Source organism: Caballeronia sp. LZ019, from assembly GCF_031450825.1.
Taxonomy (GTDB): domain Bacteria; phylum Pseudomonadota; class Gammaproteobacteria; order Burkholderiales; family Burkholderiaceae; genus Caballeronia.
In genome coordinates, this window is record NZ_JARTVZ010000005.1 from 2,833,395 (window position 1) to 2,846,172 (window position 12,778).

Annotated in this window: 10 protein-coding genes; 2 read left to right on the forward strand and 8 right to left on the reverse strand. The window is 64.6% G+C overall.

Annotated features, from left to right (window positions below; all coding sequences use genetic code 11):
• Nucleotides 1–166: 166 nt before the first annotated feature.
• Nucleotides 167–850, forward strand: a complete 684-nt coding sequence (locus tag P9255_RS26780) for a transposase (protein WP_309764739.1) — start codon at nucleotides 167–169, stop codon at nucleotides 848–850.
• On the opposite strand, the gene P9255_RS26785 is transcribed toward P9255_RS26780, so the two are convergent.
• From P9255_RS26785 to P9255_RS26795, 3 genes are all read right to left on the reverse strand, one after another.
• Nucleotides 810–3,038 (reverse strand): ATP-dependent DNA helicase, encoded by a 2,229-nt coding sequence (locus P9255_RS26785; RefSeq protein ID WP_309790692.1) that lies wholly within the window; start codon nucleotides 3,036–3,038, stop codon nucleotides 810–812. The two genes, P9255_RS26780 and P9255_RS26785, sit on opposite strands and share 41 nt — an antisense overlap.
• 111 nt (nucleotides 3,039–3,149) lie before the next feature.
• The gene (locus P9255_RS26790; RefSeq protein WP_309790693.1) at nucleotides 3,150–3,371 is read right to left on the reverse strand and encodes a DUF465 domain-containing protein; all 222 of its coding nucleotides are present in this window, start codon (nucleotides 3,369–3,371) and stop codon (nucleotides 3,150–3,152) included.
• Nucleotides 3,372–3,508: 137 nt separating this feature from the next.
• Nucleotides 3,509–4,351 carry a colicin transporter gene (locus P9255_RS26795; protein ID WP_309790695.1) on the reverse strand — a complete coding sequence of 281 codons (843 nt, stop codon included), beginning with the start codon at nucleotides 4,349–4,351 and terminating at the stop codon, nucleotides 3,509–3,511.
• A gap of 237 nt (nucleotides 4,352–4,588) precedes the next feature.
• On the opposite strand from P9255_RS26795, the gene P9255_RS26800 reads away from it, so the two are divergent.
• The gene (locus tag P9255_RS26800) at nucleotides 4,589–6,937 is read left to right on the forward strand and encodes a Tex family protein (protein WP_309790696.1); all 2,349 of its coding nucleotides are present in this window, start codon (nucleotides 4,589–4,591) and stop codon (nucleotides 6,935–6,937) included.
• A 71-nt stretch (nucleotides 6,938–7,008) separates the two neighbouring features.
• Here P9255_RS26800 and P9255_RS26805 read toward each other — a convergent pair whose 3' ends face one another.
• From P9255_RS26805 to P9255_RS26825, 5 genes are all read right to left on the reverse strand, one after another.
• Nucleotides 7,009–8,901, reverse strand: a complete 1,893-nt coding sequence (locus tag P9255_RS26805; protein ID WP_309764734.1) for a potassium transporter Kup — start codon at nucleotides 8,899–8,901, stop codon at nucleotides 7,009–7,011.
• 269 nt (nucleotides 8,902–9,170) lie between these two features.
• Nucleotides 9,171–9,731, reverse strand: coding sequence for a phosphoribosyltransferase (locus P9255_RS26810; protein WP_040050125.1), 561 nt, complete (start codon nucleotides 9,729–9,731; stop codon nucleotides 9,171–9,173).
• 103 nt (nucleotides 9,732–9,834) lie between these two features.
• Complete coding sequence (locus P9255_RS26815; protein ID WP_309790697.1) at nucleotides 9,835–11,181, reverse strand: adenylosuccinate synthase; 1,347 nt, start codon at nucleotides 11,179–11,181, stop codon at nucleotides 9,835–9,837.
• A 122-nt stretch (nucleotides 11,182–11,303) separates the two neighbouring features.
• Entirely contained in the window at nucleotides 11,304–12,461 is a 1,158-nt protein-coding gene (locus P9255_RS26820; RefSeq protein WP_309790698.1) for an ATP phosphoribosyltransferase regulatory subunit, read from the reverse strand.
• A gap of 113 nt (nucleotides 12,462–12,574) precedes the next feature.
• Nucleotides 12,575–12,766 carry a DUF2065 domain-containing protein gene (locus P9255_RS26825; protein WP_309764731.1) on the reverse strand — a complete coding sequence of 64 codons (192 nt, stop codon included), beginning with the start codon at nucleotides 12,764–12,766 and terminating at the stop codon, nucleotides 12,575–12,577.
• Nucleotides 12,767–12,778 lie beyond the last annotated feature (12 nt).

Below are 12,778 nucleotides of genomic sequence, written 5' to 3' on the forward strand. Positions count from 1 at the left end.
CGGCCGGCGCATTGCGTCGGCCTGTTGACAGGGCGTCGCGGAGGCCCTATTTTTTCGCTCAAAATTTTTCTCTTGAGCAACAAAATTTAGCAATCCTCACGTCAGTGTCAGGCATGGCAGCGGTGCTGCGCGCGCCTCAACTCGACGAAAACTAAAAGAGATCAGCATGGCCGCATCCTCCTTGCGCAACAAATCAGCTCCGGCGACGCAACCCAGGCTCACGCAGCGAGACGAGTTCCTCGATGCGATGGACCTGCTGCTTCCGTGGCCGCGCCTGTGCGCCATCGTCAAGCAGCACCGGCGCGATGGCGGCGAGCGCTTTCCCGCAGGCATCGAGCGCATGTTGCGCGTCTGTTTCATCCAGAGCTGGTTCGGTCTGTCGGATCGCGCTTGCGAGGATGCGCTCATCGACAGCCTCGCGTTCAGGCGTTTCGCGCGCATCGATGAAAAATGCCCGATCGCGCCTGACGCCCGGGCAATTCAGCAATTCCGGAGCGTTCTTCAGTCGCAGCAATCGGCGGCGGCGCTGCTGGCCGAGGTGAACGGCGTGATGGCGGCGAACGGTATTCGCATCAAGGCCGGCACGATCACCAATGCGCGTATCGTTGCGAACCTTTCGGCGGGTAACGACGAAGCGAGCGAGCGCGCGGCATCCGGCAATCCGCCACGAGAAGCGCGGAGCTACGGCGACGCATACGGCAGCCTTTCCATGCGTTTCAGGCAAGCGCCGGCGCGAGCGCCATCGACCACGGACGCGAGCGCGCGCGTCGCTCAGGCGGTCGCGAACATCGAACGCATCGCGACGGCCGCTAGTCGGCCAGTTCCACGGCGGAAGTCGGCGAATCACTGAAAAACGCGCGGACGACGTCCAGTTCACGCGTGCGCTTGAACGGCGGCAAGCTCTGCCAGATTCGCCGTCCGTAGGGCTTGTCGACGAGGCGCGTGTCGCAGATCATCAGCACGCCGCGGTCGGTTTCGGCGCGAATCAGGCGGCCTGCGCCCTGTTTGAGCGTGATGACCGCCTGCGGCAACTGATGCACCGCGAAGGGGCTCAGCCCTTTCTTCGTGAGCGCGTCGAGGCGGGCGGCGAGCACGGGATCGTCGGGCGGCGCGAACGGCAGCTTGTCGATGACGACGAGCGACAGCGCATCCCCTCTCACATCGACGCCTTCCCAGAAACTCTGGCTGCCGACGAGAATCGCGTTCCCATACGCGCGGAAGCGATCGAGCAGTTCGGTGCGGCTCGCATCGCCCTGAACGAGCAGCGGATTGTCCCAGCCGCGCCGCTCGATCACATCGCGCAGACGCGAAGCGATGCGATCGACCGCGCGGAGCGTCGTACACAGCACGAACGCGCCGCCACCCGCCGCCTCGATCACCGGCAACGCGGCTTCGAAGACGGCGTCGGTGAACTGCGGCGACGACGGCTGCGGGAGATTGCGCGGCACGTAGAGCAGGCCTTGCGACGGGTAATCGAACGGGCTCGGAAGCGTCATCGAGCGGCGCGCGTTCAGACCCATTTGCGCCGCGTAATGCGTGAAGTCGCCGCGCACCGACAGCGTCGCCGACGTGAAAATCCACGCGCGCGGCACGCCGGCGCGCTGTTTCGCGAAGATCGGCGCGACCGACAGCGGCGTCTCGTGCAGCTGAACGGTGTGCGAGAACACTTCGATCCAGCGCACCATCTCGTTCGGCTCTTCCTTCGCGGCTTCTTTCGCGATGTCCTCGTCCTCGACGACGGCGCGCTCCAGCGGCGTCGGCGGCGTGGTCCAGCCCGAGAGCTGGTCCTGCAACTCGCGCGCGCGGCGCACGAGCGCCTGCAGCGATTCCGCCCGCTCCGCATGCGATGACAGCGCCGCCGCGAGCGCATCGAGATGCGTTTCGAGCGTATCGAGCGCGTCGAACAGCGGATGCCCGTCGGGAAGCTGACCGAGCGAGAAGCGCGCCGAATCTTCCTTGAACGCGAGCCGCAAATCCCGTGCGGCGCGTTCCAGCGCGGCGCCGAGCTTGGTCCAGTCGGCCGCGTCGCGAGCGTGACTCAGACCTTCGGCGACGGTATCGCGGGCGAGTTCGAGCAGTTGCGTCGTCGAGAGCGTCTCGCCGAAGAAAAGCGTTGCGGTTTCCGGGAGCTGATGCGCTTCGTCGAAGATGATCGTGTTGGCCATCGGCAGGAGTTCGGCCATGCCGGTGTCGCGCAACATCACGTCGGCGAAGAACAGGTGGTGATTCACGACGACCACGTCCGCCTGCTGCGCCTCCTTGCGCGCCTGCATCACGAAGCAATCCTTGTAATGCGGGCATTCCTGGCCGAGACAGTTGTCGCGCGTGGACGTGACCATCGACCAGACGGGCGAGTTTTCGGGGACGCTTGCGAGTTCGGCTTTGTCGCCGGTGCGCGTGATCTTCGCGAAACGGACGATCTCCTGCAGATGCGACGTGTCCTGCCGCGACGGCAGGCGGCCGTTATCGGCGGTGCGCTCCAGATAATAGTGGCAGAGGTAGTTCGCGCGGCCCTTGAGCATCGCGACCGAGACGGGCACGGCGAGGGCATCGCGCACGGTCGGGATGTCGCGCTGAAAAAGCTGGTCTTGCAGATGCTTCGTGCCGGTCGAGACGATGACCTTGCCGCCCCACAACATGGCCGGGACCAGGTAGGCGTAGGTCTTGCCGGTGCCGGTCCCTGCTTCGACGATGAGCGTGTTCTCGCCGCCGTCGATGGCCGCTTTCGCGGTTGCGATGCCGACGTCGTCGGCGGGCGTCTCGTCGGGGGCATACGGCTTGTCCGATGGCCCGAGCTTGCGCGCGGGACGGCGCTGCGCTTCGAACATCGCGGGCTCGGGCATTGCGCGGCCGGACGCTTCCATCGCGGCGGCGACGGAGCGCGCCATTTCGATCTGCGACGCGCGCGGCCGATAGCCGTCGATCGCGCGCGCGAGCAGGCCTTCGGCGGAGAAGATTGCATCGAGTTCGACGCGGCGCTTGTCCGTCAGTGAGAACGGCGTGTTCGCGGCGTCGGGGGATGGGACGGGAGAGTTCAAAGGGAGCTCGATTCTGCGAATTCTGCGGATACCGCGGGTTGTGCAATGCGCCGCGCCGCCGGCGGCGCGTGCGGCCAGCGAGCGCGTGGCTCCGGCACGGCGCGAAGCGGCCTAGTGCGAGTCGGCGTCCAGCTGCAATTGCAGCAGGAGTATGGTGTCCTTGACCTTGAGCTTGCGCTTTTTGAGACGGCGCAATTCGAGATCGTCGATGCCGGACAGCTTGTCGATGAGCGTGTCCAGGCCGTGATGCTCTTCCTGCAACTGCGCGATTCGATCGCGGATCAGAGCGGCATCCGCGGCGGATTGTCGGGGTGCGTTCAATCGCTGCTGCATCCTCGCCTCCTGTCGACCGGACTTAGCGCTTTAGCGCTTAGTCCGGTCCCATGCAAAGCTGTTGACCGGACTTAGCGCTTTAGCGCTTAGTCCGGTCCCATGCATCGCCGTCGACCATCGCGCCGCGCCCTGCGGCGCTACTTTCCCTGCTGCTGCTGTTGCTGCTGCTGCTGTTGCTGCTTCAGCTGTTCCTGCTGCGCTTGCTGCGCCTTTTCCTGTTGCTTGCGCGCGGCTTCCTTCTGACGCGCTTCCACCTCGGCGCGATGCTGCGCAGCTTCCTGCTGCTTCTGCTCGAAACGTTGCGCCTTCTGCTCGCGCTCCTGCGCTTCGGCGACACCCCGCGCACGGGCTTCGTCGAGCTTCTTCTGGTAGTCGGCCTGCTTCCGGTCGTACGCGGCCTGATTGGCCGCACGCTGCGGCGCATCGGCGTCGCGCTGGGCGGCGGCCAGCGCATTCTGGCGCTGCTTGTCCTCGTACGCCTGCTGATTCGCCTTCTCGTTGGCCGCGCGTTGCGGCGCTTCGGCTTCGTATTGCGCCTGTTTCAACGCCGTTTGCCGATCGCGCTCCTTCGCGCGTTCGGTGCGCTGCTCGTCGTCGAGCGCGAGCTGTTCCTGGCGGATCTGCTGACGCGCTTCCCGCATTTCGGTGCGCGCATTGTCGAGACAGTGGTTGACGAAGAAAGCGCTGTAGCAGTTGTGCTGCTTCACGCCGTAGCGATAGTCGTTCTCCGATGTCCGCCTGTCGAGCGCCTTCTGGCGCCTGTCGTAGTCGGCTCGCAACGCCTCGTCGGGCTTGCCGGCGTCGCTCTCGGCCGCATCGGGCGACTGCGCCATCGCGGCGGTCGTCGAACTCGGCGCATTAGCCGTCTGCGCGATTACCGGCTGCGTCGCGAGCGCCAGAAGCGCGCCTATCGACGAAACGGCCAGCGCAATTCGCGGGGCCTTTGAAGAGCGAAAGTTGAGCAAATTGATGAACGGCAACGTGATAAGGAATCAGGTGCGCGAAGGGAAAAAAGGGGCTTGCGCGGTCCCGAAATTCTATCACCGCGCGCCGGAGCGCTCCGGCATTTATGGCAAAATGCCCCGCTCCAGCAACCCGGCCCATCGCTCGTCACAGCGTCCGGCGGCGCACAGAAGCGCACGCACGCGCGCATCCAGAAAAGCCCGGAGCATGCCCCGCCGCCGCTTCCCCGACGAGCCAGCAGACAGCGCAGAATCATGACGGAAACCGTAGCACTCAAGATCGTACAGCGCATCGCCACCGAACTCACCGTGCAGCCGCGCCAGGTCGCCGCCGCCGTGCAGCTTCTCGATGAAGGCTCGACTGTCCCGTTCATCGCCCGGTATCGGAAGGAAGTGACCGGCAATCTCGACGACACGCAACTGCGCACGCTCGAAGAGCGGCTCCTCTATCTGCGCGAGCTGGAAGACCGCCGCGCCGCGATCCTGCAAAGCATCGACGAGCAAGGCAAGCTGACCGCCGAACTGCGCGGCGCGATCGAAGGCGCCGACAGCAAGCAGGTGCTCGAAGACCTGTATCTGCCGTACAAGCCGAAGCGCCGCACGCGCGCGCAGATCGCCCGCGAGGCCGGCCTCGAGCCGCTGGCAGCGGCCCTGCTCGCCGACCCGACGCTCGATCCGCAAGCCGAGGCGTCGAAGTTCGTCGATGCCGAAAAAGGCGTCGCCGATACCAAAGCCGCACTCGACGGCGCCCGCGACATCCTTTCGGAGCAGTTCGGCGAGACGGCCGAGATTCTCGGCAGGGTGCGCGATTACCTGTTCAATCAGGGCCGCGTGATGTCGAGCGTCGTGGACGGCAAGCAAGGCGAGGAAGGCGAGAAGTTCCGCGATTACTACGACTACAGCGAGACCATCCGCACCGTGCCGTCGCATCGCGCGCTCGCGTTGTTCCGCGGCCGGAACGCGGGCGTGCTGTCCGTCAAGCTCGGACTCGGCGAGGAGCTGGACGCGCAGGTGCCGCACCCGTGCGAAGCGATGATCGCGCAGCACGTCGGCATCGCCAGTCGCGGACGCGCCGCCGACAAGTGGCTCTCCGATGTCTGCCGCTGGTGCTGGCGCGTGAAGGTGCAGCCGCACATCGAGAACGAACTGCTCACGCAGCTGCGCGAAGAAGCCGAGCACGAAGCCATTCGCGTCTTCGCGCGCAATCTCAAAGACTTGCTGCTCGCCGCCCCCGCGGGTCCGAAGGCCGTGATCGGTCTCGATCCGGGCCTGCGCACCGGCGTGAAGGTCGCCGTCGTCGATCGCACCGGGAAGCTGCTCGCCACCGATACGATCTACCCGCACGAGCCGCGCCGCGACTGGGACGGCTCCATCGCGAAGCTCGCGCGGATCGCACGCGCAACGCAGGCGGAACTGGTGTCGATCGGCAACGGCACGGCGTCGCGCGAAACCGACAAGCTCGCAAGCGAACTGATCGCGAAGCACCCGGATCTGAAGCTGCAGAAGATCGTCGTGTCGGAGGCGGGCGCGTCGGTGTATTCGGCGTCCGAACTGGCGGCGAAGGAGTTTCCGGCGCTCGACGTATCGCTGCGCGGCGCGGTATCGATCGCTCGGCGTCTGCAGGACCCGCTCGCCGAACTGGTCAAGATCGAGCCGAAGGCCATCGGGGTCGGTCAGTATCAGCACGACGTGAATCAGCGCGAACTGGCGCGATCGCTCGACGCGGTCGTCGAAGACTGCGTGAACGCCGTCGGCGTCGATGCGAACACGGCGTCCGTCGCCCTGCTCGCCCGCGTGTCGGGCCTGAACGCCACGCTCGCGCGCAATATCGTTGACTATCGCGACGCGAATGGGCCGTTCCCGTCGCGTGAGCACCTGAAGAAGGTCCCGCGTCTCGGCGACAAAACCTTCGAGCAGGCTGCGGGCTTCTTGCGCATCAACAACGGCGAGAATCCGCTCGACCGTTCATCGGTGCACCCGGAGGCGTATCCGGTCGTGCAGCGCATTCTCGCCAAGATCAACAAGCACGTCGGCGATGTGCTCGGCAAGCGCGAAGCCCTCGCGGGGCTGACGGCCGCCGAGTTCGTCGACGATCGCTTCGGCCTGCCGACCGTGCGCGACATTCTCGCCGAGCTCGAAAAGCCGGGCCGCGATCCGCGTCCCGAGTTCAAGACGGCGACGTTCCGCGAAGGCATCGAGAAAATCTCCGACCTCGCGCCGGGCATGGTGCTCGAGGGCGTCGTGACGAACGTCGCGGCATTCGGTGCGTTCGTCGATATCGGCGTGCATCAGGATGGTCTCGTGCACGTGTCGGCGCTGTCGACGAAGTTCATCAAGGACCCGCATGAAGTCGTGAAGGCGGGTCAGGTCGTGAAGGTCAAGGTGCTCGAAACCGATGTGAAGCGCCAGCGCATCTCGCTGACCATGCGCCTCGATGACGATTTCGCGCCCGCATCGGCGGGCGGCGGCGCGGGTTCATCGGCGGCGCGCGGCGGGCAGGATCGTCGCGGCGCCAGCGGCGGGCGCGATGCGCAGCGCAACCAGCGCCGGGAGCCGGAACCAGGCGGCGCGATGGCCGCGGCTTTCGCGAAGCTGAAACGGTAAGCGACTACGCTGACAATAAAAAACCCACGCACTTCGCAGTGCGTGGGTTTTTTGTTTGGTCGTCGCGGCGCTCAGATTTCGATCTTCGTCCCCAGTTCGACCACGCGATTCGCCGGAATACTGAAGAAGTCGGTCGGTTTCGCGGCGTTCTGATGCATCCACGCGAACACGCGTTCACGCCACACCGACATGCCGGGCAACTCCGTCGGCACCACGGTCTCGCGGGCCATGAAGAACGACGTGTCCATCAGCTCGAAAGTCATCGCGTGCGTGCGCGTGATCTGTTCGAGGACGGCCTTCACATCGGGCGTCTCGTTGAAGCCATACGCGGCCTTCACGAGGAAGAGACCACCCGACACGTCCTTCACTTCCAGCCGGTGCGCGTCGTCCACATAAGGAATATCGCGCGTGATGAAATTCAGGAAGATGGTCCGCTCGTGCAGCACCTTGTTGTGCTTCAGGTTGTGCAGCAGGCTGACGGGCACGAGCGAATCGCTGCCGGTCAGATAGATGGCCGTACCCGACACGCGATGCGGCGGGTGCGCAAGCAAGCCTTGCAGGAACGGCATCAGCGGAATGCCATCGGCGGCCGTGCGATCCTTCACGATCATGCGGCCCTTGTACCAGGTCATCAGCAGGAAAAAGAGCGCCCCGCCGATGCACAGCGGCAGCCAGCCGCCCTGCTCGATCTTCAAGAGGCTCGCGCCGAAGAAACCGATGTCGATGACGAGGAAGACCGCGATCATCGCGCCGACGAGAAAGCGGTTCCATCCCCACAGGTTCGTCATCACGACCGACACGAGGATGGTCGTCACGAGCATCGTCGCGGTCACGGCGAGGCCGTACGCGGCTGCCAGATTCTCCGAGCTCTTGAACCCGACCACGATGCACAGAATGATGAACAACAGCATCCAGTTGACGAGCGGGATATAAATCTGCCCGATCGCGAGGTCCGACGTATGCAGGATTTTCATGCGCGGCACGTAACCGAGCTGGATGGCCTGGCTCGTCAGCGAATACGCGCCCGAAATCACGGCCTGCGATGCAATGACGGTGGCGATCGTCGACAGAATCACGAGCGGCAGCAGCGCCCAATCCGGTGCGAGCAGAAAGAACGGGCTTTCGATGGCCTTCGGCGAGTGCATCAGCAGCGCGCCCTGGCCGAAGTAGTTCAGCAGCAGCGACGGCATGACGAACCCGTACCAGCCGTAGCGGATGGGCCTTACGCCGAAGTGGCCCATGTCGGCATAAAGCGCTTCCGCGCCGGTCAGCACCAGCACGACCGAACCGAGCACGATATACGCCTGGAGCACGTGCTCGGCCATGAACGAGACGGCGTAATACGGATTCAACGCGACCAGCACGCCCGGTGCGAGCACGATGTGATAGCCGCCCAGCACCGCGAGCGTGGCGAACCACACCAGCATGATCGGGCCGAAGAGCCTGCCCACGACCGCGGTGCCGTGACGCTGAATCCAGAACAGCATGACGAGGATCACCATCGTGATGGGAATCACGTAGGGCGAGAGCTTGGGCGCGGCGATCTCCAGCCCTTCGACCGCCGATATCACCGACATCGCCGGCGTGATGACCGCATCGCCGTAGAACATGCATGCGCCGAAGATGCCGAGCATCATCAGCACGCCCGACAGACGGCCCGGGTCTTTCACGCTGCGCAACGCGAGAGTCATCATCGCGAAGACGCCGCCTTCGCCGTTATTGTCGGCGCGCATGACGAAGAGCACGTACTTGATGGCCACCACAATCACGATGGCCCAGAACAACAGCGAGATGACGCCGAGGATGGAGGCTTCCGAAAGCGCGATGCCGTGTGTCGGGCTAAAGGCTTCCTTCAAAGCGTAGAGGGGACTCGTGCCGATGTCGCCGAAGACGACGCCGATGGCCGCGAGCGCAAGCGAAGGCAAAGGCTGTTTGCGCTCTTGCGCGTGAGTCAAGTTAGTCATAAAAGCGAGATATCCGTCCAGGGCGGAAGAAAACCGAACGCCATTCTATCTAACGTCGCACGCAAAAACGTCTGCCCGCATGTTGCTGATGCGCCACGAGAGACGCGAGTGAGAGTTTAGCATCGTGCCCCGTAAGCGTAAGCGGCGCGCGTGCGCACTCGCATCGCGGTCACGGTCGAACGCGGCCGGAAAGCAAAACGCCGTTGCGTCGGGAGACCACCCGGCGCAACGGCGCAGCGCATCGAACCAAAAAAGAGAACGCCGATGCCTTACACGCGGCCGTTCTGCGTGCCGCGCTTGATCCACGCGCCGAGGTTGTGCGGACGCACGGTGTCCCATTCCTCGAACGGCTGATGAATCCACGGATTCGTCTCGAGAAACTGCACGTGGTAGTCAGGCTTGACCTTTGAGCACGCCTTGTACCACAGCACCGCCGAGCGCACCGCCGTGATCGCCGGATAGCGCTCCTTCAGATGGTCCTGCACGCGCGCGAGCGTGACGCCGGAGTCGACGAGATCGTCGACGAGCAACACGTTGCCCGACAGTTCGCCACGCGTCATCGTGATGTACTGCGCGATGTCGAGGTCGCCCTGCTGCGTGCCCGCGGCCTCGCGATACGAACTCGTCGCGAGAATGGCGAGCGGCAGGTCGTAGATGCGCGAAAGCTGGTCGCCGACGCGCAAGCCGCCGCGCGCGAGACAGAGGATTTTGTCGAACTTCCATCCCGACTCGTGCACGTTCAGCGCGAGAAGTTCGATCAACCGGTGATATTCGTCCCAGTTGACCCAAAGGTTCTTTTCGTCGTTACGCGGGTCGGTCATCGCGATCATGGTGAGGCTCTTTCGATTGCATTAGTGCGGTTATATACGAAATGTGGCCGCATGAAGCGGCCACATTCTTTACAGCGTCCGTTCAGGCCGAGGCTCGGTGCCCTCAGACCTTGAACGGATGACGAAGCAGGATGGTTTCGTCGCGATCCGGACCGGTCGACACCATGTCGATCGGCACGCCCGCCACTTCCTGCACACGCGTGAGGTAAGCACGCGCGTTCTCGGGCAGGCTGTCCCATTGCGTGATGCCGACCGTGCTTTCCTTCCAGCCGCCGAACGTCTCGTAGACCGGCTCGCAGCGCGCCACTTCCGATGCGCCGCGCGGCAGGATGTCGAGCGTCTTGCCGTCGAGCGTGTAGCCGACGCAGAGCTTCACTTCTTCGAGGCCATCCAGCACGTCAAGCTTCGTCATGCACAGGCCCGTGATGCCGTTGATCTGGATCGAGCGGCGCAGCGCGGCTGCATCCAGCCAGCCGGTGCGGCGCGGACGGCCCGTGACGGAGCCGAACTCCTTGCCGACGGAGGCGAGCGTCACGCCGACAGGGTCCTGACGCTTGGGATTGTCCGCATCGTACAGTTCGCTCGGGAACGGGCCCGCGCCGACGCGCGTGCAATACGCCTTCGTGATGCCGAGCATGTAGTTGAGCTTCTGCGGACCGACGCCCGCGCCAGCCGTCGCGGCACCGGCCACGCAGTTGCTCGACGTGACATACGGATACGTGCCGTGGTCGATATCGAGCAGCGTGCCTTGCGCGCCTTCGAACAGCAGATTGCGGCCGGCGTGGTTTTCGTCGTACAGACGGCGGGAGACGTCCGTGACCATCGGCGCGAGACGGTCGGCGTAGCCGAGCATGGTGTCCAGCGTTTCCTGATAGTCAACTGCGGCCGCGCCGAGATATTGCGTCAGCACGAAGTTGTGGAAGTCGAGCGCTTCGCGCAGGCGTTCGGCGAAGAGCGGCGCATCGAACAGGTCCTGCACGCGCAGGCCGCGACGGGCAACCTTGTCTTCGTACGCCGGGCCGATGCCGCGACCGGTCGTGCCGATCTTGCCGGCGCCGCGCTTGGCTTCGCGCGCCTGGTCGATGGCAACGTGGTACGGCAGAACGAGCGTGGCGGCTTCGGAAACGAACAGGCGCTGGCAGACATCGATGCCCGCGGCTTCCAGTTCGTCGATTTCCTTGAACAGCGCCTGCGGAGACAACACGACGCCATTGCCGATGTAGCAGGCCGTGCCCGCGCGCATGATGCCCGACGGGATGAGGCGCAAGATGGTTTTCTTGCCGCCGATGATGAGCGTGTGGCCGGCGTTGTGGCCGCCCTGGAAGCGCACGACGCCCTGGGCATGGTCCGTCAGCCAGTCGACGATCTTGCCCTTGCCCTCGTCACCCCACTGGGTGCCCACCACGACGACGTTGCGCCCCGGGTTCACATTCACTGCACTGGCAGACATGTTGATTCGTTAGCTGGTTAAAAACGCATTTTACCTATGTTCGCGGCCGTTTCCGAGTTTTTCGGGATGCATGCCGCGATCAGGCCACGTTCGCGCGTGTCCTGGCGAAAAGTCCTCGGCGCTCAGGCACCGGAACGCTCTTCCACCGCCCATTGCCCGTTGCGCTCCACGAGCACGCGATCGAACGCGAACTCGTCGAGATCGTGTTCGTGGCCCGGCAGCGCCTGAATCACGACTTCGCCGGCATCGCGCAGCGCCGCGACGGCCGCGCGCAACGGTTCCTCATGCTTCCACGGCGCGAGGATGGCGCTGCCGCGTGCGTTGACGGGCGAGATGCGCGCCACTTCGCGCAGGTCGAGCGAAAAGCCCGTCGCGGGCCGCGCACGGCCATACGCCGAGCCGACATTGTCGTAACGGCCGCCGCGCGCGACCGCGTTCGGCACGCCGTTGACGTAAGCGGAGAACATCACGCCGCTGTGGTACGCGTAGCCGCGCAGATCGGCCAGATCGATCATCAGTTCGGCGCCGTCCGCGCGGGCGGCGAGAAACGCGAGATCGTCGAGCGCACGGGCGATCACCGGCAGATTCGGCAGACGCGCGCGCGCCATCTCGAGCACCGAGGCATCGCCATAGAGCGACGGCAACGCACGCAGCGCCTCGCGCGGCACGTGGCTAAGATGCGCCGTCAGTTCGTTGAGACGCGGCACGTCCTTGCTGGCAAGCGCGTCGTAGAGCGCTTCTCCGAGCGATGCCGCCGCCGGTTCCAGTTCAAGCAGCGCCGCGAGCACGCCCGCATGACACAAGTCGAGACGCACCTTCGACAACCCCGCGAGATGCAGCGAATCGAGCATCAGTTGCTGAATTTCGAGATCCGCTTCGAGTCCCGCGTGGCCGTAGATTTCGGCGCCGATCTGAATCTGCTCGCGCGTGGCGTGCAGGCCGCGCGGACGCGTATGCAGCACGACACCCGCGTAACAAAGACGCGTCACACCCTGCCGGTTCAGCAAGTGCGCGTCGATGCGCGAGACCTGCGGCGTGATGTCCGCGCGCAGGCCGAGCGTGCGTCCGGACAGTTGATCCACGAGCTTGAACGTGCGCAGATTGAGGTCGCTTCCCCCGCTCGTCAGCAGCGATTCGAGATATTCGAGCATCGGCGGCATGACGAGCTCATAGCCATACGAGCGAAACCGGTCGAGCAGGCGGCGGCGCAGCTCTTCGATCTTGCGGGCTTCCGACGGCAACACGTCGGCGATATTTTCGGGAAGCAACCAGGTGGACATCGATACGTTTCCTGCTTGGGCGCGCGGCGCTCGGCACGGCGCGCATTGGGCGGATAGAGACAAGATAGGCTAAATGGCGGAACACCGCCGGGCGCTGAGATCGGCAGACGGACTTACGTGGCGATCCACAACAGAATCAGCCCCAGCGCCATTGCGATCAACCCGCCGATGCGGATGTGATGCGGCGGCCGCTCGGCGATACGGCGAAACGTGTCGCGCCAGGCCGTGGGAAAGACGAAGGGAAACATGCCTTCGATAATGAGCATCAACGCAAGAGCGAGCAGTATCGTCTCGACCATGTTCATGGGAAGAAGGCG